22 protein-coding genes are annotated in these 22,063 nt (G+C 74.1%); 12 read left to right on the top strand and 10 right to left on the bottom strand.

Annotated elements, in window-relative coordinates; all coding sequences use genetic code 11:
* Positions 1–40 precede the first annotated feature (40 nt).
* The 4 genes from NZH93_RS02075 to NZH93_RS02060 form a co-directional block, all read right to left on the bottom strand.
* A complete protein-coding gene (locus NZH93_RS02075) occupies positions 41–700 on the bottom strand; it encodes a response regulator (RefSeq protein ID WP_259621136.1) in 660 nt (219 codons plus the stop codon).
* Positions 697–1,851, bottom strand: coding sequence for a sensor histidine kinase (locus NZH93_RS02070; RefSeq protein WP_259621135.1), 1,155 nt, complete (start codon positions 1,849–1,851; stop codon positions 697–699). The genes NZH93_RS02075 and NZH93_RS02070 overlap by 4 nt, the downstream gene beginning before the upstream one ends.
* On the bottom strand, positions 1,848–2,684 hold the full coding sequence (locus NZH93_RS02065) for a CPBP family intramembrane glutamic endopeptidase (RefSeq protein WP_259621134.1): 837 nt from the start codon (positions 2,682–2,684) through the stop codon (positions 1,848–1,850). The genes NZH93_RS02070 and NZH93_RS02065 overlap by 4 nt, the downstream gene beginning before the upstream one ends.
* 124 nt (positions 2,685–2,808) lie before the next feature.
* Complete coding sequence (locus NZH93_RS02060; RefSeq protein WP_259621133.1) at positions 2,809–3,450, bottom strand: GntR family transcriptional regulator; 642 nt, start codon at positions 3,448–3,450, stop codon at positions 2,809–2,811.
* A 225-nt stretch (positions 3,451–3,675) separates the two neighbouring features.
* Here NZH93_RS02060 and NZH93_RS02055 point away from each other — a divergent pair, with 225 nt between their 5' ends.
* The 7 genes from NZH93_RS02055 to NZH93_RS02025 are packed head-to-tail and all read left to right on the top strand — an operon-like array spanning position 3,676 to position 9,982.
* Entirely contained in the window at positions 3,676–4,377 is a 702-nt protein-coding gene (locus tag NZH93_RS02055) for a 4-carboxy-4-hydroxy-2-oxoadipate aldolase/oxaloacetate decarboxylase (protein WP_259621132.1), read from the top strand.
* A complete protein-coding gene (locus NZH93_RS02050) occupies positions 4,374–5,438 on the top strand; it encodes a 4-oxalomesaconate tautomerase (RefSeq protein ID WP_259621131.1) in 1,065 nt (354 codons plus the stop codon). Before NZH93_RS02055 ends, NZH93_RS02050 begins: the two co-directional genes overlap by 4 nt.
* Entirely contained in the window at positions 5,435–6,412 is a 978-nt protein-coding gene (locus tag NZH93_RS02045) for a VOC family protein (RefSeq protein ID WP_259621130.1), read from the top strand. The genes NZH93_RS02050 and NZH93_RS02045 overlap by 4 nt, the downstream gene beginning before the upstream one ends.
* Entirely contained in the window at positions 6,409–7,185 is a 777-nt protein-coding gene (locus NZH93_RS02040; RefSeq protein ID WP_259621129.1) for an NAD(P)-dependent oxidoreductase, read from the top strand. The genes NZH93_RS02045 and NZH93_RS02040 overlap by 4 nt, the downstream gene beginning before the upstream one ends.
* On the top strand, positions 7,182–8,198 hold the full coding sequence (locus NZH93_RS02035) for an amidohydrolase family protein (protein ID WP_259621128.1): 1,017 nt from the start codon (positions 7,182–7,184) through the stop codon (positions 8,196–8,198). The genes NZH93_RS02040 and NZH93_RS02035 overlap by 4 nt, the downstream gene beginning before the upstream one ends.
* A gap of 48 nt (positions 8,199–8,246) precedes the next feature.
* Entirely contained in the window at positions 8,247–9,200 is a 954-nt protein-coding gene (locus tag NZH93_RS02030) for an ATP-binding cassette domain-containing protein (RefSeq protein ID WP_259621127.1), read from the top strand.
* A gap of 26 nt (positions 9,201–9,226) precedes the next feature.
* Positions 9,227–9,982: an ABC transporter permease gene (locus tag NZH93_RS02025; RefSeq protein WP_259621434.1), complete on the top strand. Its 756-nt coding sequence runs from the start codon at positions 9,227–9,229 to the stop codon at positions 9,980–9,982.
* On the opposite strand, the gene NZH93_RS02020 is transcribed toward NZH93_RS02025, so the two are convergent.
* A complete protein-coding gene (locus NZH93_RS02020; protein WP_259621126.1) occupies positions 9,983–13,123 on the bottom strand; it encodes an ATP-binding protein in 3,141 nt (1,046 codons plus the stop codon).
* 212 nt (positions 13,124–13,335) lie between these two features.
* Between NZH93_RS02020 and NZH93_RS02015 the strand changes: the two genes are divergently transcribed.
* Together NZH93_RS02015 and NZH93_RS02010 are read left to right on the top strand one after the other, a co-directional pair.
* Positions 13,336–13,614, top strand: a complete 279-nt coding sequence (locus NZH93_RS02015; protein WP_259621125.1) for a hypothetical protein — start codon at positions 13,336–13,338, stop codon at positions 13,612–13,614.
* Positions 13,614–14,861, top strand: coding sequence for a cupin domain-containing protein (locus NZH93_RS02010; RefSeq protein WP_259621124.1), 1,248 nt, complete (start codon positions 13,614–13,616; stop codon positions 14,859–14,861). The genes NZH93_RS02015 and NZH93_RS02010 overlap by 1 nt, the downstream gene beginning before the upstream one ends.
* Positions 14,862–14,867: 6 nt before the next feature.
* Here the strand turns inward: NZH93_RS02010 and NZH93_RS02005 are convergent, their stop codons facing one another.
* Both NZH93_RS02005 and NZH93_RS02000 read right to left on the bottom strand, forming a co-directional pair.
* Positions 14,868–15,182: an STAS domain-containing protein gene (locus NZH93_RS02005; RefSeq protein ID WP_259621123.1), complete on the bottom strand. Its 315-nt coding sequence runs from the start codon at positions 15,180–15,182 to the stop codon at positions 14,868–14,870.
* 397 nt (positions 15,183–15,579) lie between these two features.
* Positions 15,580–15,816, bottom strand: a complete 237-nt coding sequence (locus NZH93_RS02000) for a DUF6480 family protein (protein ID WP_259621122.1) — start codon at positions 15,814–15,816, stop codon at positions 15,580–15,582.
* 132 nt (positions 15,817–15,948) lie between these two features.
* Between NZH93_RS02000 and NZH93_RS01995 the strand changes: the two genes are divergently transcribed.
* The 3 genes from NZH93_RS01995 to NZH93_RS01985 all read left to right on the top strand — a co-directional run bounded on the left by NZH93_RS01995 (position 15,949) and on the right by NZH93_RS01985 (position 17,951).
* Positions 15,949–16,851 carry an alpha/beta fold hydrolase gene (locus tag NZH93_RS01995; RefSeq protein ID WP_259621121.1) on the top strand — a complete coding sequence of 301 codons (903 nt, stop codon included), beginning with the start codon at positions 15,949–15,951 and terminating at the stop codon, positions 16,849–16,851.
* A 9-nt stretch (positions 16,852–16,860) separates the two neighbouring features.
* Positions 16,861–17,481, top strand: coding sequence for a flavodoxin family protein (locus NZH93_RS01990; RefSeq protein ID WP_259621120.1), 621 nt, complete (start codon positions 16,861–16,863; stop codon positions 17,479–17,481).
* 95 nt (positions 17,482–17,576) lie between these two features.
* Positions 17,577–17,951: a hypothetical protein gene (locus NZH93_RS01985; RefSeq protein WP_259621119.1), complete on the top strand. Its 375-nt coding sequence runs from the start codon at positions 17,577–17,579 to the stop codon at positions 17,949–17,951.
* Between the two features lie 43 nt (positions 17,952–17,994).
* Here the strand turns inward: NZH93_RS01985 and NZH93_RS01980 are convergent, their stop codons facing one another.
* The 3 genes from NZH93_RS01980 to NZH93_RS01970 form a co-directional block, all read right to left on the bottom strand.
* Complete coding sequence (locus tag NZH93_RS01980) at positions 17,995–18,222, bottom strand: hypothetical protein (RefSeq protein WP_259621118.1); 228 nt, start codon at positions 18,220–18,222, stop codon at positions 17,995–17,997.
* 72 nt (positions 18,223–18,294) lie between these two features.
* Positions 18,295–18,807: a CGNR zinc finger domain-containing protein gene (locus tag NZH93_RS01975; RefSeq protein WP_259621117.1), complete on the bottom strand. Its 513-nt coding sequence runs from the start codon at positions 18,805–18,807 to the stop codon at positions 18,295–18,297.
* A gap of 36 nt (positions 18,808–18,843) precedes the next feature.
* Positions 18,844–21,951, bottom strand: a complete 3,108-nt coding sequence (locus NZH93_RS01970; protein WP_259621116.1) for an ATP-binding protein — start codon at positions 21,949–21,951, stop codon at positions 18,844–18,846.
* Positions 21,952–22,063: the final 112 nt, after the last annotated feature.

Here is a 22,063-nt window from a genome sequence, read left to right as displayed (position 1 = left end):
GGTGGTGTCGGACCGCGGTGTCCGGCACCACCCGGAGTCGTCACGCCACCAGGCCGTTGCGGTAGGCGTAGACCACCGCCTGCACGCGGTCGCGCAGGTCGAGCTTGGTGAGGATGCGCGACACGTACGTCTTGACGGTCTCCTGGCTGATCACCAGCGTCGCGGCGATCTCGCCGTTGGACAGGCCACCGGCGATGAGCCGCAACACCTCCAGCTCGCGCGGGGTCAGCGAGCCGCCGCCGGTCGTGCCGTCGCCGGGGCGGATCCGCGTCGCGTACCGGCCCACGAGCTGACGGGTGACCTCGGGCGCCAGCAGCGCGGCGCCGGTGGCGACGGTGCGGATGCCGTGCAGCAACCGCGCCGGCGGGGCGTCCTTGAGCAGGAACCCGCTCGCTCCCGCGCGCAGCGCCTCGTACACGTACTCGTCCAGGTTGAACGTCGTCACCACGAGCACCTTCACCGGGTCGGCCACGCCCGCGCCCGCCAGCAGCCTGGTCGCCCCGATGCCGTCGAGCACCGGCATCCGCACGTCCATCACGACCACGTCCGGGCGCAGCTTGGCCGCGAGGACGACCGCCGTGCGCCCGTCCCCGCACTCGGCCACCACGTCGAGGTCCGGCTGGGAGTCGATGATCGTCGTGAAGCCGGTGCGGATCAGCGGCTGGTCGTCGCAGACCAGCACGCGGACCGGCGCGGTCACGACGCGCTCCCCGTGGGGATGCTGGCCCGCACGACGAAACCGCCGCCCGTCCGCGGCTCCGCGCTGAACTCGCCGCCGAGCACGTCGACCCGCTCGCGGAGCCCCGCGAGGCCCCGGCCGCTCCCGCCGGGAGTCGCCGAGCGCGACCCGGAGCCGTCGTTCGCGACCTCCACGGTGGTCTCCCGCTCGCCGTGTCGCACGTGGACGGTGATCCGGCTGCCGTGGGCGTGCTTGAGGGCGTTGGTCAGCGCCTCCTGCACGACCCGGTAGGCCGCGATCTCGGCCCCACCGGTCGTTTCCGCCGGGGTGCCGTCCTGGGTGAACTCCACCGGCTGCCCGGCCTGCCGGGTTTGCTCCACCAGCGCGGACAGCTCGCCGACCGACGGCAGCCGCGGCTCGGCGCCGTGCTCGGGGTTGAGCAGGTCGAGCAGGTGCCGCAGGTCCTTGATCGCCCGCCGCCCGCTGTCGGTGATGGCGGTCAGGGTCTGGTCCAGCCGGTCGGGCGCGGCGGTCAGGTAGCGCGCCGCCTCGGCCTGCACCACCATCGCCGTCACGTGGTGCGTCACGACGTCGTGAAGTTCGCCCGCGATCCTTGCGCGCTCGGCGGTTCGGGTGGTCTCGGCGACGATGCGGCGGTGATCCGCCTCGACGGCCCTGGTCTGCCGCAGCCAGGCCCCGACGCCCCACGAGGCGGCCAGCGCCGCGTAGAACGTCACGTAGCCGATGACGCTCTCGGTCGCCCCGAGCTGGGTCATGGTGACGGCCATGGCCGCGTAGGTGGCGGTGGTCAGCAGCACCGCGGCGCGCCGGTGGTGCTCCAGGTAGGCCGCCGCGCTCAGCAGCGCGAGCGGCACCGCGGTGCCCGCGACCGTGTGGTAGCCGCGGAGCTGGTCGAGCACGAAACCCAGCGACACCAGTGCGAGGCAGAGGCCGGGCAGGCGGCGGCGGATCGCGAGCGGGAGGCCCTGGAGCACGATCGCCACGACGGTCAGCGCGTCGAAGGGGCGGCCGGGCAGCTCGCCGATCTGGGTGCCGTGGTTGTGCAGGGCGGGGATCAGCGCGGCGAGGACGAGCACCAGTCCGAGCGGGAGGTCCCGGACCACGACGTCCCACCGACGCCACGGGGCGGGGAGCCTCCGGAGGTCGATCACGGGGAGACCTTAGCGGTCGCCTGGTCGCCGTTCGCGCGGCGGCGGCGGGGGACGATGTGGCCGCGGCGGTGGGCCATCCGCAGGAACACCAGCGTCAGCACCACGCCCGCCAGCACCGTGTAGACGCTGCCCTCCGGCCCGAAAGCGCCGCCGGTGATCAGGTCCGGGCCGGACGTCGTGGCGTCGAGCAGGCCGTCGGACTCGCCGTTGCCGGACACCGCGACGCCGAACACGCCGCCCAGGGCGAAGTTCCAGCCGAAGTGCAGGCCGATGGGGACCCACAGGGTGCGGGTGGCGGCGTAGCAGGCGGCGAGCATGAACCCGGCCGCGACGGCGATGGAGATGGCGCCCCAGAGGCTGGCGTCGGGGTTGAACAGGTGCAGCAGGCCGAACGCCACACCGGTCAGCAGCAAGGAGATCCAGGTCCCCAGCCGTTCCTCGATGAGGCGGAACAGGACGCCGCGGAAGAGCAGCTCCTCCGTCACGGCGGCGGCGGTCATCAACCCGAACAGCCCCAGCGCACCGGTCACCGACCCGAACCCGTCGACGTGGTAACCGCCCAGGAAGGCGATGTTGACGACGACGAGCGCGCACATCGCGAACCCGATCAGCACGCCGCGACCGGTCCGGGCGACGGCTTCGGCCCGGTCCACCTCCGCGGGGGCGCGGTGTTCGGTGCGCCGCACCACCCACGTGTAGACGAAGATCGCGGCGACGGCGGTGGCGACGCCGAGGAGCAGGGTGAGCCACGCGTTCCCCCGCACCGCGGCGACGGCCTGACCGCCGACGAAGGCGACCGCCGCGACGGCCAAGAGTTGTTTCACCAAACGCATGACGACTCCGTTCCCGAGGTCCGCGGCGGGAGCACCGCGGCTGGGGAGAACGCTAGGGATCCGCCCGGCGGGAATCGTCACCTCGCGGTGGACAGTCGTGGGTAGCTCGCACGGGGGACAAGCGCTACAGCGGGGGAGCCGCGGCCTTCTCCGCGAAGTCCTCGAGCGCCCGCAGCACGCTCGTGAGGTGGACCCGCATGGCCCGCTCGGCCTCCTCTGGGTCGCGCGCGCAGATCGCGTCGACGATCGCCAGGTGTTCCGGCAGCGAGACCGACGGCCTGCCGGGCACCAGGGAGAGCCGGAACTGGTGGCGGACCATCTGCCCGTTGAGCTGTTCGAGGATCCGCGTCGCGGAGGAGTGCCCCGCGACGGACCGCACCTTGCCGTGCAGCCGGGCGTTGAGCTCGGAGTAGAGCACCATGTCCGCGCGCTCCACCGCCGCGGCCATCTCCGCGCCGAGAGCCCGGACCTCGACGACCTCGGCGTCGGTGATCCGCTCCGCCGCCCGCGCCGCGACGAACCCCTCGACGGCGCACCGGATCTCGGTGATCTCGACGGCCTCCTGCACGGAGACCTCGCGGACGCGGGCGCCTCGGTTGGGCCGCAGCTCCACGAGCCCCTCGTCGGCCAGCCGGGTGAGGGCGGTGCGCAGGACGAACCGGCTGGTGTCGTACTGCTCGACCAGGTCGCTCTCGACGAGGCGCTGGCGGGGGGCGTACTCCCCGCGGAGGATGGCCGCCCGGAGGTCGGCCAGCACGTCACTCATCGCGGGCGGGCCACATTCGGTCGGTGCTCCTCGTCGGTGTCGGCGGTACCGGGCAATGGTAATCAACTCCGGGTCCGACTGATTGTCAACAATCCTGCGGACAATCTTGACGGCAATCGCGGGTCGGGCGTAGACAGTGACGGCACGGCGCGTGCGCCCGCCCCGAGGGAGGAAACCCGATGACCACGGCCACCCCGCACCCCTCACCGTCGAGCTGAGGCGCGCGTGACACCCCACTACGTCGTGCGGCACGTCGACCGCGCCGACCCGGAAACGGTCGCCGCGCTCCGGGCGGCGGGCGTCGCCACCGTCCACGAGGCCGCGGGCCGGACCGGTCTGCTCGGCCCCGCGGTCCGGGCGCGCCAGACGGGCGCGGTGGTGGCCGGGTCGGCGATCACGGTGTCCTGCCACCCCGGCGACAACCTGATGGTCCACGCCGCCGTCGAGGTGTGCCGTCCCGGCGACGTGCTGGTCGTGGGGACGACCTCGCGGTCGACCGACGGGATGGTCGGCGACCTGCTGGCGACCTCGCTGATGGCCCGCGGGGTGGTCGGGCTGGTGATCGACGCCGGTGTCCGCGACCTCGCCTCGTTGCGGGAGCTGGGTTTCCCGGTCTGGTCGCGGGCGGTGCACGCGCAGGGCACGGCCAAGGCCGTCCCCGGCTCGGTGAACGTCCCGGTCGTCGTCGACGGCCAGGTGGTGCGGCCGGGGGACGTCGTCGTCGCCGACGACGACGGGGTCTTGGCCCTGCCCGTGGCGATGGCGTCCGACGTGGCCGCCGCCGCGGCGAAGCGCCTGGCCGTCGAGGAGGGCAAGCGCGCCGCGCTGGCGGCCGGGACGCTCGGGCTCGACCTGTACGACCTCCGGCCGCTGCTGGCCGACCTCGGCGTCGTGCACGTGGACCGCCTGCCGGACGGTGTCGGGTGAGCGGCGACGGGGTCCGGTGCATGCAGATGCGCGGCGGCAGCTCGAAGGGCGCGTACTTCCTGACCGCGGACCTGCCCGCCGACCCGCACGAGCGGGACGACCTCCTGCTGCGCGTCCTGGGCTCGCCGGACGAGCGGCAGGTCGACGGGATCGGCGGCGGGCACCCGCTCACCAGCAAGGTGGCGCTGGTCGGACCGTCCCCCGACGGCGGCGCGGACGTCGACTACCTGTTCCTCCAGGTGGTGCCCGGCCGGGCGGTCGTCACCGACGCCCAGACGTGCGGCAACCTGCTCGCGGGCGTCGGACCGTTCGCCATCGAGCGTGGCCTGGTGCCGGTCTCCGGCGAGACCACCGCCGTCCGCATCCGCGTCGTGAACCCCGCGGTGAGCTTCGTCGAGGCGACGGTGCGGACACCGGGTGGCCGCGTGCGCTACGACGGCGACACCGCCATGGCGGGCACGCCGTTCCCGGCCGCGCCGATCCACCTGGAGTTCCCCGCGGGCGACGGTCCCGTCTTCCCGACCGGCAGGCTCGTCGACCGGTTCGCGGGCGTCGAGGTCACCTGCGTGGACGCGGGGATGCCCGTGGTGCTGGTCCGCGCCGCCGACCTCGGCGTCGGGGGCGACGAGCCGCCGGAGGCGCTGGAGGCCGATGCCGGGCTCCGCGCGAAGGTGGAGGCCGTTCGGCTGGAAGCCGGGCCCGCCATGGGGTTGGGCGACGTCCGCGACACCACCGTCCCCAAGGTCACCATCGTGTCGCCGCCCCGGCACGACGGCGCCGTGACGACCAGGACCTTCATCCCGCACCGGGTGCACACCGCGATCGGCGTGCTCGGCGCCGTGTCGGTGGCGGCGGGCGTGCTCGCGCCGGGCACCGTCGCCTCCACCACGACCGTCGGCGACCCGGTGCGCGTCGAGCACCCGACGGGGTTCTTCGACGTGTCCGTGGAACTCGACGGCGACGGCACGGGCACCCGGCTCCGCCGCGGCGCCGTCGTCCGCACCGCCCGCAAGTTGTCCGACGGCCTCGTGTGGCCGCGAAGTGGGAAGGCGAGCGGATGAGCCTCGCGCACGACCCGGACCGCAGGCGGGACATCGCCCACGTCGGGCCGGTCGAACTCTTCACCCCCGTGCTGGAGGAGTCCCGCGACTGCTTCGTGAACGTGCTCGGGCTGCGCGAGGTGCACCGCGACGACACCTCCGTCCACCTGCACACGTGGGACGACTACCAGTCGTGGACCGTCCGCCTGGTGCGGCGGGACGCGGCGGGCGTCGGCCGCACGTACCTCCGGGCCGCGAGCCCGCAGGCACTGGACCGGCTCCGCGCGTCGATCGACGCGGCGGGCCTCGGCCTCGGCGTCACCACCGACGTCCACGGCCTGGGGGAGGTGTACCTGTTCCGCGACCCCGACGGCCACGAGATGGGGCTGTACTGGGACGTCGACTGGTACCAGGCCGACGACACCGACCGGCCCGCGCTGAAGAACCAGGCGGCGGCGTACCCCGGCCGGGGCGCGAACCTCCGGCGCCTCGACCACGTCAACCACCTGGCCGCGGACGTGCCCGCGACCTCGGCGTTCCTGCGGGACGTGCTGGGCGCGCGGTGCACCGAGCAGATCGTGAAGGACGACGGGAGCCCGCAGGCCGTCTGGTACTCGGTGGGGAACAAGACCTACGACCTCGTGTACACCGAGGACTGGACCGGGTCCTCCGGCCGACTGCACCACGTCGCGTTCGCCACCGACACCCGCGAGGAGATCCTCCGGGCCGCGGACGTCTGCCTCGACGCGGGCGTGCACATCGAGACCGGCCCGCACAAGCACGCCATCCAGCAGACGTTCTTCCTCTACGTGTGGGAGCCCGGCGGCAACCGGATCGAGATCTGCAACGCGGGCGCGCGCCTCGTGCTGGCCCCCGACTGGAAGACGATCAGTTGGAACCGCGAGGAGCGGGCGAAGGGGCAGGCGTGGGGGTTGAAGACCATCGACACCTTCCACACCCACGGCACCCCCGTCGTCCCGCCGCCCGGCTCATGACGAGGATCGCGGTGCTGGGGCTGGGGGAGGCGGGCGGCGAGATCGCCCGCGACCTGGTCGCCGCGGGCGCGGACGTCCGCGGCCACGATCCGCTGGTCGTCCCGCCGGACGGCGTCGACCCGAGGTCGGACGACGCCGACGCCGTCCGCGACGCGGACCTGGTGCTGAGCGTCAACAGCGCGCACGACGCGCTGTCCGCTGTGGACGGTTCCCTGCCCGCGCTGGCTCCGGGGACGATCTGGGCCGACCTCAACACCGCGTCACCGCGGGTGAAGCTTGGCCTGGTGGAGCGGCTCGCGGGCCGGGACGTGCCGGTCGTCGACGTCGCGCTCATGGCCCCGGTGCCCGGCAAGGGGGTGCGCACCCCCATGCTCGTCTCCGGCGGGGGCGCGGTCCGCTACGCCGAGATCATGACCGGCTTCGGCGCGGACGTGACCGTGCTGCCCGGCCCGGTCGGGGAGGCGATCTCCCGCAAGCTGCTGCGCAGCGTGTTCTACAAGGGACTGGCCGCCGCCGTGCTGGAGGCGCTGGCGGGCGCCGAGGCGGCCGGGTGCGCGTCGTGGCTGCACGGCGACATCAGCGCCGAGCTGGTGGGCTTCGACGAGCACACGATCACCAGGCTGGTCAGCGGAACCCACCGGCACGCGCGGCGCCGCGCGGACGAGATGGCCGCGGCGAGCGAACAGCTCTCCGAGCTGGGCGTGCGACCGCTCGTCGCCGCCGCGGCCCGCGACCTGCTCGTCGAACTGCGAGACCGGGAGACCCCGTCGTGATCATCGACTGCCACGGCCACTACACGACCGCGCCCGCCGCGCACACGGCGTGGCGCGAGGCCCAGCAGGACGCGTTCAGCTCGGGGCGGCGTCCTCCCGCCTACCCGCGCATGTCCGACGACGAGATCCGCGAATCGGTGGAGGACAACCAGGTGCGCCTGATGGACGAGCGCGGCGTCGACCTCACGGTCTTCTCGCCGCGGGCGTCCGCGATGGGCCACCACTTCGGCGACGGGGAGGTCAGCGCCGCCTGGACGCGGGCGTGCAACGACCTCGTCGCCCGCGTGGTGGGGCTCTACCCGGACAGGTTCGCCGGCGTCTGCCAGCTCCCGCAGTCCCCAGGCGTCCCACCCTCCCGCGCCGTCGGCGAGCTGCGGCGCTGCGTGGAGGAACTCGGGTTCGTCGGCTGCAACCTCAACCCCGACCCGAGCGGCGGGCACTGGACGTCGGCGCCGCTGACCGACCCGAGCTGGTTCCCCCTCTACGAGGCCATGACCGAGCTGGACGTGCCCGCGATGGTGCACGTGTCCGCCGTGACCAACCCCAACTTCCACGCCACCGGCTCGCACTACCTCAACGCCGACACCACCGCGTTCATGCAGTTGCTCCAGGCCGACCTGTTCGGCGCGTTCCCCGGCCTGCGGCTGATCATCCCGCACGGCGGCGGCGCGGTCCCCTACCACTGGGGCCGGTTCCGGGGACTGGCCGACATGCTCGGCCGGCCACCGCTGGAAGCGTTGGCGGGCAACGTCTTCTTTGACACCTGCGTCTACCACCAGCCGGGGGTCGACCTGCTATTCGACGTGGTCGACGTGGACGGCATCCTGTTCGGCTCGGAGGTGCTCGGCGCGGTCCGCGGTCTCGACCCGCGCACCGGCCACCACTTCGACGACACCCGCCGCTACGTCGACGCGCTGCCCCTCACCCCGGCCGACCGGGCGAAGGTCTACGAGCACAACGCCCGCCGCGTCTTCCCGCGCCTGGACGCCGCGCTCAAGGCCCGCGCGAGCTGAAACCGCGGTGAAACCGCCGTGATCCGTGCCCGCGGTTTCGTTCGGGGCATGACGAACACCTCGACCGGGCCCGCCATCGCGGTGACCGGTCTCCGCAGGTCGTACGGCGCCCAAGTGGTGCTGGACGGCATCGACCTCCACGTGCCCGAGGGCACCGTCTTCTCCTTGCTGGGCCCCAACGGGGCGGGCAAGACGACCGTCGTGCAGATCCTGTCGACGCTCATCCGCGCCGACTCGGGCGAGGCCCGCGTCGGCGGTCACGACGTGCTGCGCGACCCCGACCGCGTGCGGGCGGCGATCGGCGTCACCGGGCAGTTCTCGGCGGTCGACGACTTCCTCACCGGTGAGGAGAACCTGCTGCTCATGGGAGACCTGAACCACCTCTGCCGGGCCGAGGGGCGGCGGCGGGCCGCGGTGCTGCTGGAGCGGTTCGGGCTCGGGGAGGCGGCGCGCAAGGCCGGGGCGGTCTACTCCGGCGGCATGCGGCGACGGCTCGACCTCGCCATGGGGCTCATGGGGGACCCGCGGGTGGTCTTCCTCGACGAGCCGACCACGGGGCTGGACCCGCGCAGCAGGCGGGACATGTGGCAGATCGTCCGGGACCTGGTCGCGGACGGCGTGACGGTCTTCCTCACCACGCAGTACCTGGAGGAGGCCGACCAGCTCTCCGACCGGATCGCCCTGCTCGACCGCGGCGGGATCGTGGCCGAGGGGACCCCGGCCGAGCTGAAGCGGCTGGTGCCGGGCGGGCACGTCGAGCTGCGGTTCGCCGACGTGCCCGCGCTGACCGAGGCGGCCGTGCTCCTGGGCGTCTCGCCCGATCCGGCCGACGAGTCGCTGGTCCTGCGGGTGCCCGGCGACGGCGGTGTCCGCGCGCTCAAGGCACTCCTCGACCGCCTCGACGCCGCTGCGATCGAGGTGGACGGGCTGGCGGTCCACACCCCCGACCTCGACGACGTGTTCTTCGCCGTGACCGCTGCCGAGGAGGTGACCTCCCGGTGATCCTCGCCGTCCGCGACTCGGCCACCATGCTGCGCCGCCAACTCCGGCACATGTCGCGCTCGCTGTCCATGCTGCTGATGCTGCTCGCCGTGCCGATCGTCTTCCTGCTGCTGTTCGTCTTCGTGCTCGGCGGCACGCTCGGCGACGGCCTCGGGGGAGGGACCGGCGGACGCGCCGCCTACGTCGCCTACGTCACGCCCGGCATCCTGCTGATCACCATCGCGGGAGCCGTCCAGGGCACCGCCATCGCGGTGGCGCTGGACATGACCGAGGGCATCATCGCGCGGTTCCGGACCATGGCCATCGCACGGGTGTCCGTCCTGACCGGGCACGTGCTGGGCAGCCTGCTGCACGTCCTGGCCAGCCTCGCCGTCGTGCTGGGCGTGGCCGTGCTCATCGGCTTCCGGCCCGGCGCGACGGCGGTGGGGTGGCTGGCGGCCGTCGGGCTGCTCACCGCCACGACGGTCGCGCTCGTGTGGCTGGCCGTCGGGATGGGCCTGGCGGCGAGGACCGTCGCGGGGGCCAGCAACCTGGCCACACCGCTGACGCTGCTCCCGCTCTTCGGCAGCGGGTTCGTGCCCGCCGACTCGATGCCCGCCGGGCTGCGGTGGTTCGCCGAGCACCAGCCGTTCACCCCGATCATGGAGGCGCTGCGCGGACTGCTGCTCGGCACGCCGGTCGGCACCGCGACCGCCGTGGTCGCGGTCGGCTGGTGCGTGGTGATCGCGCTCGTCGGGTACGGGTGGGCGAAGTGGCTCTACAACAGGGATCGCACCCGCTGATCAGTCCTCAGTGGATGGTCGGGCTCCGCGCAGCAGCTCCAGTGCCGCCGCGCGGAGCCCGGCCCCGTCCAGACCGGCGTAGGACGACACGGCCTCGTCGTACGCCGTCCGGTCGGCCCGCACGGCGTCCGCGCGGGCCGACTCGGCCGACATCGTCGGCTGGAAGCCGCGCAGGAACCGGAACCGCTCGGCCAGCGCGATCATCCGGGCCGCCGACCGGCGGAGGGCCGGGTCGCCCGTCGCCAGGTCCGCCTCGGCCACGGCGAGCAGCGCGGTGCCGCACAGCGCCTGCCCGGCCCCGTGCGGCGGCGGGTGCGCGACCAGGAGCGCCAGGTTCTCGCGCAGCACGTCGACGGCGTCGGGGACGAGGTCGACCCGGTCGTGCCTGGCGTGCGCGACGACGGCCACCGACCGCGCCTCCACCACCCACGGGTCCGGGCCCTCGGCGTCGCGGAGCAGGTCGACGACGCGGTGCCACGACCGCAGCCCCGCCTCGACCTCACCGCGGGCGAACAGCACCTCGCCCCGGATGCCGAGGTCGTAGCCGACCGTCCGGGTGTCGTCCTGGTCGAGGTCGCCGTCGAGCGCGATCCGGGTGAGCCCTTCCAGCCACCGCTCGGCCTCGTCGGTGTCCCCGGTGTGCAGGGCCGCCAGCACGAGCCACGACCGGACGCCGACCGCGTCGGTGGTGGACCCGAGCCGCTGGAGCACCGGCAGCGCCGCGAGGAGGTGCTCGCGGGCCTCCGCACCCCGTCCCAGCCGCAGGTGCAGTTCGGCGATCCGGCCGTGGGCGACCGACCGCGGCCACGGCAGGTCCAGGTCGGTGAACACGGCGAGCGCCCGCTCGGCCGCCGTCAGCGCCGCGTCGACGTCGCCCGCGATCTCGTGGCGGTAGCTCGCGACCGCGTTCGCGGCGCCCGCCGTCAGCGGTTCGACGCTCGCGCACAACCGTTGCAGCTCAACAGGATCACCCAGTGCGCCGAACACCAGCGCGAACGCCCGCACCACCGTGTCCGGGCGGGCCGGGCCGAGCCTCCGCAGCGCCACGAGCGCCCGGACGGGCCGCGGGCCGTCGGAGCCGAACGCGTACGCCACGGCTGTGGTCAGCGCCGCCCTGGTCACCTCGACGTGAGCGGGCGCGGGGCGGAAGCGGGACAGCGCCGACACCGTCCGTCGGAACAGCGTCGTGAGCCGGGCGTGGTCGGACCGCAGTGTCCACAGGCCGCCGAGGACGGCGACCACCGCCGCGACGGTCGGGCGGTCGTCGCGGTCGAGGGCCGCCCGGAGCGCTTGCAGCAGGTTCTCCTGCTCCGCCTGGACCGCGGTGACCGCGGTGTAAGGGTCGGACCCGAGCAGGGGCGCGTGGTGGGTCGTGCCGAACGCCCGCGCCCACCCCAGGAACGCGGTCGTCACGTCGTCGACCCCGCCCGCCGCCGCCAGGCGCTCGGCGCTGAACTCCCGGACGGTCTCGAGCATCCGCAACCGGGTCCCGGACGGGGTGTCGGACACCTTGAGCAGCGAGTGGTCGACCAGGTGCTCCAGTACCGCGAGCACGTCCGCCGGGGGCGGCGCGGCGAGCAGCACGCGGGCGGCGTCGGCGGTGAAGCCGTCGGTGAACACCGACAGCGCGCGCATCGCCGCCCGCCCGGCGGGCTCCAGGAGGTTCCAGCTCCAGTCGACGACCGCGTGCAGCGCGTGGTGGCGCGTCGGCGCGTCCCTGGCGCCGCCGCGCAGCAGGCCGAACCGGTCGTCGAGCCGCCGGGCCAGCTCCGGCACGGACATCGTCCGCACCCGCGCGGCGGCCAGCTCCACCGCGAGCGGCAGCCCGTCGAGGTGGCGGCACACCTCCTCCACGGCCGCTGCGGGCAGGTCGACGTCCGGCCGCGCCGCCCGTGCCCGCTGCCCGAACAGCTCGACGCTCGTCGGCAGGCTCAGCTCGGGCAGGTGGTGGACCGACTCCGACGACAGCCCCAGCGGCGTCCGGCCGGTGGTCAGGACCCTCAGCTCGGCGGTCAGCGACACCAGCGCGCGGACCAGGTCGGCCACGCCGTCCACCACGTGCTCGCAGTTGTCCAGCACCAGCAGGGCCGGGCCGGCGGCGAGTTCGGCCGCGACGGCGGCGGCCCCGGTGCCCGTGACGGGACCGGCCGCGCCGGGCGGCCGGTGCTCGCCCACGCCGAGGACCCCCGCCACCTCGCGGGCCACGTCGTCGTTCGCGACGATGCCCGCGAGCGGCACGACGATGACCACCGGCGCCCCGGCGCGGCGGGCGACGACGTTGGCGAGCCGGGTCTTGCCCAGACCGCCCGGCCCGACGATCGACGTCACCCGTGAGGTGCGCAGCAACGCCTCCACGGCGACGACGTCGGCGTCCCGGCCGAGCAGCGGGTTGGGGTCGTGCACCACCCCGTGCCGGACCACGGGCACGGCGCCGCGGAGCAGCCGCTCGTGCTCAGCCCGCAGCTCCGGACCGGGATCGGCGCCCAGATCGTCGCGCAGCGCCCGCCGGTACTCGTCGAAGCGGGCCAGCGCCGTGGCCGGGCCGACCGTCGCCGCCTCGCACCGCAGCAGTTCGACCAGCACCTCCTCGTCGCGCGGCAGCGCCGTGGCCAGGTCGGCCAGTCCTTCGACGGCCTCGGCCCGCCGGTCGAGCCGGGCGAGTGCGAGCGCTCGGGCCCGCACGAGCGCTCGGTGGGTGCCGCGCCGCTCGGACCGCAGCGCGGTGAGCGGGTCGTCGGCGTCGTCGGGCCCGGCACCGTTCCACAGCGCCAGTGCGGACTCGGCGTGCGCGAGCGCGGCGGTGTGGTCGCCCGCCCGCGAGCACCGGGCGCTCAGCTCGGCCGCGACCAGCACCGCGGAGCTGTCGACCTGGTCGTCGGTGAGCGCCAGCCGGTACCCGGTCGGCGTCCGCACGACGACGTCGGCGCCGAGCAGCGACCGGGCCCGCGACACGAGGATCTGGAGGGCCTTGGCGGGGTTCTCCGGCCGCTCGTCCGGCCACAGGCCGTCGACCAGCCGCCCGGTGCCGCAGCCCGCGCGCAGGTCGCCCGCGAGCAGCGCGACGAGCCCCCGCAACCGCGGCCCGGCGATCTCCCGGCCGCGGAAGGACACCCGTGCCAGCAGGAGGAGATCGAGGGCCACAGGCCCAGGGTATCGACCCATCCCGCCGCGATCAGCCGGAACCGGCGGGCGTGGAGGTGAGCCGCGCCGTTCGCACGTCCGGCGCGCGGGCCCGGAGGATCACCCGTCCGGAGTGGACGGTCGGTCGTGCCGCCGGAAGTCGTGGACGGTGTGCGGTTTGGCTCCGGTGAGAACGGGCATCCGGGGTCACCTTCTATCCACAGGAGACAGTCATGGGCCTCGACGACGACATCACCAGCGGCACGGGCGGTCCCGAGGGGCCCGCCGACGGCGGCGCGGGCGCCGTGCCGAACGAGCACGACGGCGGCGCGGACGGCGGTGCGGGTCCGGAGGGTCCGGCTGATGGCGGCGCGGGCGCGGTGCCCGACGAGCAGGACGGCGGGGCCGACGGCGGTGCGGGTCCGGAGGGGCCTGCCGACGGTGGCGCCGACGCCGTGCCGAACGAGCACGACGGCGGCGCAGACGGCGGTGCCGGCAGCGGTCGGGTCTGATGACCGCCGATCCATCCGAGCGCGGCGCCTCCCGGTCTTCGGACCGGGGGGCGCTGCGCCGGTGCGTGGGCGTCGACCCCGACCTGTTCGCCGCCGAGCACTGGGGCCGACGGCCGCTGCTCACGGCCGCCGCGGACCTGCCGGGGCCGTTCGGGGACCTGTTCGACCTCGCCCAGGCCGATGAACTGCTGTCCCGGCGCGGGCTGCGCACCCCGTTCCTGCGGGTGGCCCGCGACGGGTCCGTGCTCGGGTCGTCGCAGTTCACCCGTGGTGGCGGGGTGGGCGCGGAGATCTCCGACCAGGTCGCGGACGACCGCGTGGCCGCGCTGTTCGCCGAGGGCAGCACGCTCGTGCTCCAGGGGCTGCACCGGCTGTGGCCGCCGCTGATCGACTTCGCCACCGACCTCGGCGCGGACCTCGGCCACCCCGTGCAGGTGAACGCCTACCTCACGCCGCCGCAGTCCCAGGGGTTCTCGGCGCACTACGACGTGCACGACGTGTTCGTGCTCCAGGTTGCCGGGCGCAAGCGGTGGCGCGTGCACGAGCCGGTCCACCAGGACCCGCTGCGCGACCAGCCGTGGGCGGACCACGCGGACGCCGTCGCCGAGCGCGCGAACCAGGCGCCCCTGATCGACGAGGTGCTCGCGCCGGGTGACGCCCTCTACCTGCCGCGCGGGTACCTGCACTCGGCGGTCGCCGAAGGCGGGATCAGCGCGCACCTGACAGTCGGCGTGCACGTCGTGACGCGGTACGCCCTCGTGGAGGCGCTGCTCGCCCTGGTGGGGCGGGACGTCGACCTGCGTGCGTCGCTGCCGCTCGGCCTCGACGTCGCCGACCCGGAGCGCCTGGCCCCGCACGTCGCCGACGTCGTGAAGCTGCTGGGGAGCGCGCTGGCCGACGCCGACCCGAGCGACGTGGCCGACCGGGTGCGCCGCCGCGTGTGGTCCGGCAACCTGCCGCGACCGCTGGCGCCGCTCGCGCAGGCCACGGCGGCGCGCGAGGCCGCCGAGGAGGACGCGGTGCGGTGGCGGCCGGGTCTGCGGTTCCGGCTGAGCACCGAGGGCGACCGGGTGGTGCTCGACCTGCCGCACGACCGGATGACCCTGCCCGCCCGCACCGCCGCCGCCCTCGACCTGCTGGCGGAGGGCGGCGTCGTGCGGATCGGCGACCTGCCGGGCCTGCCTGCCGAGGACCAGCGCGTGCTGGCGCGCAGGCTGCTCAAGGAAGGTGTGCTGGTGCCCGCCTGAGCGTGGTCAGCCCTCGTGGACGTGCGGGGACACGGCTTCGGCCACCGACGCGGCGAACACCACGTGGTGCTCCATCCCGGTCAGCGCCATCAGCCGGACCACCTGGCGCGAGCCGATCACGCGGACGTCCGCGCCCCGCCCCACCAGGGTCACGATGGAGGCGAGGCCCACCGAGTCGCAGAACGGCACGGCCCGCAGGTCGAGCACCACGACACCGGCGTCCACGCCGTCCAGGACCCTGGTCAACTCGGGTGCGGTGTCCGCGTCCAGTTCACCGGACGCGGTGACGAGCAGGGCTTCGGGCAGGCGAACCACTTCCACGAAGAAGCCATCCTCCGATTGCGCCATCACGGCGGTCCTCCTCCGGGTCGTTCCGCGGGGTCGATCCTTTCGTCACCTCTGACGGGAACCGCGCCCGGTCGCGCGGTCCTGCACGGCGGAATGGGCGGCGGCGATGGTCGGGAAGGTGGTCGCGGCATTTTCTCGGACGTTGTTCATCACGACCGGAGTATCGGAATGAACGCGGGCCCACGTTACGGGTTTGTGCACCGTGGAAGGTGGGTACAAGTCGCCGGGAATGGTCTGCTGCAAGCCTGCTACCTGCGGTGATGAAGAACTTTCAAAGTTTTTCGCTAGTTGGTGGGAGGATGACGGAATTGACCCGGATGGCCCTCTGGTGATTCGGTCGAGTGGGTCAATCCCGCTTCGCTCCGCCTGATCAGAACAACGTCGACCAATTCATGACCTCGGCGACCACGAAAATCACCACCATCAGGGTCATGACGGAGATGACGACCAGGACGACCGGTCCGATCGCCCGCGACGGGATGGGGGGATCCTTCGGTCCCGCCGGTGTCTGGGCCGAGCCGGGGGGAGTGTCGCCGGGACTGACGCCACCACCCCGTTCGAGGCCGGGGGTGCGCTGCGGGTCGGGGTCCGGAGGCTTCGCGGTCATAGCGGCCGAGTACCCCGAACGGAGCAGCGGGAACCGCGAACCGGTCTTCCCACCTGGGTGGTCGCGTCGGAAGCGCAGACGGCCGATTCCACCTGATTCGCGGGCCCGTTCCCCACGGGAGATGCTGGGGCGGTGTTCGAGGACTTCGAGGCGAAGCGGATCCGGGTGGACGGGGCGTCGATCTTCACCCGGTTCGGGGGAGCGGGGCCGCCGGTCCTGCTGCTGCACGGCCACCCCAGGACCTCGGCCACGTGGCACCGCGTCGCCCCGCTGCTCGTCGGCCGGGGCTTCACCGTCGTGTGCCCCGACCTGCGCGGGTACGGCCGATCTCGCGGACCGGCGCCCACCCCGGACCACGAGGCCCACTCCAAGCGCGCGGTCGCCGGTGACCTGGTCGCCGTGATGCGCTCGCTCGGCCACGACCGGTTCCTGCTGGCCGGGCACGACCGGGGCGGGGCGGTGGCGCTGCGCCTCGTCCTCGACCACCCCGACGCGGTGTCCCGGATCGCGCTGATCGACTGCCTGCCCATCAGCGAGCACCTGTCGCGCATCACCGCGAAGTTCGCCACCGCGTGGTGGCACTGGTTCTTCTTCGCCCAGCCGGACATCCCCGAGCGGGTCATCAACGCCGACCCCGACCGCTGGTACCGCGGCGATCCCCAGGTCATGGGGCAGGAGAACCACGACGAGTGGCGCGAAGCCGTGAGGAACCCCGACGTCGTGCGGGCCATGCTGGAGGACTACCGGGCCGGGCTGACCGTCGACCGGCGCCACGAGGAGGCGGACCGGGCCGCCGGGAACGGGATCCGGTGCCCGGCGCTGGCGCTGTGGTCCCTCCGGGACGACCTCGAGGACCTCTACGGCGACCCGCTGGAGATCTGGCGGCTCTGGGCGCCCGACGTGCGCGGCCACGGGATCGACTCCGGGCACCACGTCGCCGAGGAGGCCCCCGACGACCTCGCGACCGCGCTCGCCGACTTCTTCCAGGACCGATACCCCCGATCGGGCCGTGTGGGGTCCGCCGAACAGGGGTAACTCGTCGGCATGACAACCTCAACCCCTCCGCTGCGCGCCCTCGCGCTCGTCTGCACCCTGTCACCCTCACCGGCCGAGTCCAGCAGCCAGTTGATCGCCGACCAGGTGCTGGACGCGCTCTCCGAGCACGGCGTGACCGGGGAGACCGTCCGGCTGGTCGACCACGACGTGAAGCCGGGTGTGCTCACGGACATGGGCACCGGCGACGAGTGGCCGTCCATCAGGGAGAAGATGCTCGCCGCCGACATCCTGCTCGTCTCCACCCCGACCTGGATGGGCCAGCACAGCAGCGTGGCGCAGCGGGCGATGGAGCGCCTGGACGGCGAACTGTCCGAAGAGGACGACGAGGGTCGACTGCTGACCTACGGCAAGGTCGGCGTCGTGGCCGTCGTCGGCAACGAGGACGGCGCGCACAAGATCAGCGCGGACCTGTACCAGTGCCTCAACGACGTCGGGTTCACGATCCCGGCGGGCGGCGTGACGTACTGGAACGGTGAGGCGATGCAGGGCAAGGACTACAAGGATCTCGACGAGACGCCGAAGGCGACCGCGGGCACCACGAAGACCCTGGCCGCCAACGCCGCCCACCTGGCCCGACTGCTGAAGGCGGACCAGTACCCGGCGAGCTGAGCACGTGATCCGGCACTCGGGTGACCGGCGTTTGCGCCACCCCGTCGGGCGGTAACCCACCGGACGTCGCCCGGTGGAACGAGAGGTGCGCCCGGATGAGGTTCGAGTTCGCGTTCGACCGGAACCCCGAGGTGGGGTTGCGCCTCGCGGGGATCACCCGGCGCAATTCCGCCGTCGTGGTGGACGAGCAGTGGTTCACCGCCCGTTTCGGGCCGTGGACGGTGCGCACGCCGCTCACCAACGTCGTCAGCGCCTCGGTCGGCGGCCCGTACCGGTGGTGGACGGCCGTGGGCGTGCGGATGTCGGTGAGCGACAGGGGACTGACCTTCGGGTCGTCCACGCGGTCCGGTGTGTGCCTGACGTTCCGCGAACCCGTGCGCGGCATCGACCCGTGGGGACTGATCCGCCACCCCGGACTGACCGTCACGGTGGCGCGGCCCGAGGACCTCGTCGCGGACCTGGGCAGGTGAGCGGCCGATGGCTCCCACCGCGGCGGGAGCCATCGGGAGCGGATCAGCTCTGGCGAGGTGCCCGCACGGCGCCGGGCGGCTCATTGCCCTGATCGTCCACATCGGACTCGAACCCCGAGGGCGGGTCGTCCTCGCGGTCGGTCTCGTAGGGGTCGGGGTTGGTCTCGGCCAGTTCCGCGGCCGTTTCCTTCGCCTCGTCGATCAGGTGCTGGGACTGGGCGAGACGCTCGTCCATCCCCGCCGTGTCGACGTCCCGAGTCTCTTCGACCACGTCCGCTCCTCGTGCCTGACCGGGCCCGATTGCCCGGTGCACGGGGATTCCCCCGCGCGCGTCGGGCAAACGTCAGTCCACGGTTCCCCGGCGGCTGCGCTGGTAGTGCCTGCGGGCCTTCATCCGGTTGCCGCACACCGCCATCGAGCACCAGCGGGCGCTGTTCGGTTTGCTGTGGTCGACCAGGAACAGCCGGCAGTCGGGGTTCGCGCACGGTCGCAGCCGACCCGGATCGGACACCCGCAGCGCGTCCCAGGCGAGCACCGCCCGTGCCGCCGCGGTCCGTCCCGCCGGCAGGTCGAGGGTCCACTCGACACCCTCGCCCGCCAGTGCGGCCCGGTAACCCACGCCGTCGACGAACGGGGTGAGCGCCACCGGGAGCGCGTCGCCGCGGACGACGTCCTGGAGGGTCGAGCGCGCGTCGAGCACGGCGCGCCACTCGTCCTCCGAGGACGGTTGGCCGTGGTCGGCGAGCCACCGCCGACCCGCCGCGGCGTCGGCGAGGTCGTCGCTCGGGACCCCGTCGAGGACCGGGGTCGTGTTCAGCAGGTCGAGCAGCAGCGCCTCGTCGGCCTCGATCACCATAGACCTAACCTCCAAACTTGCCCTTGACAGGTTATATCACGCGTGCAGGGCGCGCCGGAGTTCGGCGCGGGAGGTGGCGCCGAACCGCTCGTGGGCCTCGTGCACGAGCGCGGTCGTGGTGTCCAGGCCGAGTGCCGTCCGGTGCGCGATGTCCGCCTCCGACCGGCCTTCCGCCGCGAGGTGGGCGACCCGCCGCAGGCGCGGTGACACCAGGTTCACCGGCTTCGGCCCGTCGGGGGTGACCCCGGTTCGGCCGAGCCCCCGCGCCACGACGTCCCGCAGGGCGACCGCACCGCACTCGTCCGCCGCGACGAGCGCCTCGCCAAGTGTTCGACGGGCATCGGCGGCCCGGTCGGAGCGGAGGAAGGCCGAGCCGAGGTCGGTGAGGGTGAGCAGGCGCTGCCACCGGTTCGGCGAGTTCTCCAGCAGGCGGGCGGACTCCTCCAGGAGGTCGAGTTCGGTGTCCGGCCGGAGGGCGGCGAGCACCCGGAGCGCCTGCCCGCTCGTCGAGGTGTTGCCGAACCGCTCGGCCCGCCGGTGCGCGGCGACGGCGATCTCGTGCGCCTCGTGCGGGGCGGAGAACCGCAGCGCCAGCGCCAGGTCGAGGTGCGCCGGGCACACGGCGGGGTTGCGCAGGGGAGCGGCGTCCAGCCACCGGCAGGCTTCGCGGAGCGCCCCGACGGCCTGGTCGTGGTCGCCGCGCGCCAGGAGCAGCGCGCCGAGCACCGCACGGGGAACGGGCAGGATCAGCGCGTCCGGCAGCGGTCCCCGGTAGTTCCGGGCGGCGCACACGGCGGCGGCCCGGTCGACGTCGCCGCGGGCCAGCAGCGCCTGGACGAGGGTGCCGGTCGCGAACCACTGGGCCGGTGTGCCCGTGCCGCTCCGGTCCGCGATCCGCAGGGCGATGTCGGCGTCGGCGACCGCGTCCGCCAGCCGTCCGGTGAGCAGCGCCGCCTGGCCCCGGTTGGTGTGCGCGAAGGCGAGGTGGGTGCCGTGCCAGCCGTGCCGGTCGAACTCGTCGACGCCCTGGTCGAACAGGTCGTGCGCGATGTCCTGGTGCTCGGAGTACAGGTGGACGAACGCGGTCATGGTCGCCACCTCCATGCCCTGGTCGGCGTCGGCGAACACGACACCGCGCCGGACCACCCGTTCCACCGCCGCCACCGCCCCGGCCAGCGGCTCGCCGCGCTGCACGAGGCTCCAGGCGTGGGCGGTGATCAGCAGCCTCTGCGGATGGGTCGTGCCCGGCAGCGCGGGCGCGATCCGGTCCAGCAGGCCCGTCCGGTCCGACCGGAGCGGGTCGTCGGCCCACCAGGTGGCCCACAGCACCTGTTCGGCTAGCAGCCGCTCCCGCAGCGGCTCGTCCCGGCAGCGGTCGAGCGCGGCGTCCAGCAGCCGGACCGCGTCACCGAGCTGGTCGGCGTAGCCGTGGGTCTTGGCCAGCGCGATGGCCGCCTCGGTGAGCAGCACGTCGTCCGGGGCCTGGTCGTAGGCCGCGCGCAGCTCCGGCAGCGCCACCGCCACCTCGCCCAGCGCCAGCGCCTGGCCGTAGCGCAACCGCACCCGGCACACCGACGACGCCGGTGGCGGCTCGTCGATCGCCCTCTTGAGGTAGCGGGCCGCGGTGGCCGACAGGCCGGACTCGGCGGCGGAGGCCGCCACCGCGGTCATCCGCTCGACCACCCACGGGTTGGCCGCGGGGTGGACGGCGAGCAGGTGCGCGGCCACGGCGTAGGCGTCGGCGTCCTCGCCGTGCAGCAGTTCGGCCGCCGCGAGGTGGGCGTCGCCGCGCCGGGACGGGTCGATGGCGTCGTAGACGGCGGCGCGGATGATCGGGTGGCGGAAGTCCACGGCGGGTCCGGGGTGCAGGATCGCCGCTGCGCACAGCCGGTCGTACTGGAGCTTGGCCTCGTCGGGTGTCAGGTGGGCCAACCGCGCGGCGTGCCGCAGCGCGCGGCCTGGACCCAGCACCGCGATGGCGTGGGCCAGCCGCCGGGCCGCCGGGCCCAGGTCGTGCAGGCGTTCGGCGACGTGCAGGACGACGTGGCGAGGGGTCAGCGTGCCGACCGCGTCGGCGTTGACGGCCGTCGGTGCCAGGCCGCGTTCCCGTGCGACGTCGAGCATCCAACGGAGGTAGAACGGGTTGCCGCCGCTGTGCCGGAGGAGTTCGGCGCAGAACCGCGCGTCGGGTTCGCGGGTCGTGCGGCGGGGGAGCAGGGTGTGGCCGACGATCGTCCGCACCGCGTCCGGCCCGAGCGGCAGCGGCCGCACGACCTCCGCGGCGTGCAGCGCGATCCGCGCGGGCGCGGGCGTCCCCTCGTGCGGGCGGTTGGCGAGCAGCAGCACGACGGGCAGCCCGGACAGCCGGTCGCCGAGGAACTCCAGCCAGTGCAGGGACTCGTCGTCCACCCAGTGCGCGTCGTCGACCGCGAGCAGCAGGCCGTCCTCGCGGTGGCCCGCCCCCAGCAGCGAGGTCGCGTTGACCACGAGCCAGTACAGCGCCTCGGTCAACCCGATCACGCTGGTCGCGCCGGTGCCGCGCGGGTGCGGCAGGCCGAGCGGGACGCGCGCGAAGGCCGCGGCCCCCGCGAAGAGGGCCTCCCGTTCACGGGCGCCGCGACCGGCGACCCAGCGGGCCAGCAGGGTGCGGGCGGCGCCGAACGCCAGCGTCCGGTCCCGCTGGTTGCCGCGCACGGCCAGCGGCACGATGCCCCGCACCGCGGCCTCCGCGCACACGCGGGCGACGACCTCCGACTTGCCGATCCCCGCGGGACCCTCGACGACGATCGTGGCGCCTGCCCGCGTCCGCACCGACTCCAGGACCGCCGAGCAGCGGCTGAGGTCGTCGTCGCGTTCCAGGATCCCGCTGTCCGACGCGGTGTGCCCCGGCAGCCGGAGCGCCCGCAGCACGCGCCGCTCGTCGAGGGGCGCGTGACCGGAGGCGCGGGCGACCACCAGGCAGCCGGAGACGACCTTGGCCACGAACTCCTCCCGCGGCCGCCGCTTCCCCGACATCACCTCGGAGAACGTCGCGGCGGCCACCCCGCTGCGCCGGGCCAGCACCGCGTCGGTGGGACCGCCCACCACCCGCTGCAACGTGCGCAACTGCCGCCGGACGTGATCGTCGGGATCCTGCTCGGCCACACCCGCCCCCGCTCGGAATCGTTCGGTTCTTCGATTCCGATGGTGCTCCGACCCGTCGGCCGCCGACGCTGATCAGGACGGCCGACACCCCAATGGCGGCAGGCGGCCGTCG

Source organism: Umezawaea endophytica (genome assembly GCF_025061645.1).
GTDB lineage: Bacteria > Actinomycetota > Actinomycetes > Mycobacteriales > Pseudonocardiaceae > Umezawaea > Umezawaea endophytica.
This window is presented reverse-complemented; position numbering and strand designations above follow the sequence as displayed.